Consider the following 301-nt stretch of genomic DNA (forward strand, 5'->3'; position numbering starts at 1 on the left):
GCGCCGGCGGCCGCCGCGGCGGCTTCGGCGGCGGCGAGGTCGGCTTCGGCCTGGTCGGCGATCAGCTGGTAGCGGTCGCGGTCCACCACGAACAGCAGGTCGCCCTTCTTCACCGGCTGGTTGTCCGTTACCGCGACGCGGGTGATCAGGCCGGAGACGTCCGGCGCGATGCGCACCACTTCGGCGCGGATGCGCGCGTCGCGGGTCCATGGCGACGACATGTAGTGTTGCCAGGCGACGTACGCGGCCGCCGTCGCCAGCAGCACCATCGCGGCGGTAAAGCCGGCACGGATCAGGGTTG

General features: G+C 72.1%; 1 pseudogene. It reads right to left on the reverse strand.

Annotated features, from left to right (window positions below):
- Positions 1-301, reverse strand: a pseudogene (locus tag UUA_RS18160) (efflux transporter periplasmic adaptor subunit); the annotation flags it as partial.

Source organism: Rhodanobacter thiooxydans LCS2 (assembly GCF_000264375.1).
Taxonomy (GTDB): domain Bacteria; phylum Pseudomonadota; class Gammaproteobacteria; order Xanthomonadales; family Rhodanobacteraceae; genus Rhodanobacter; species Rhodanobacter thiooxydans.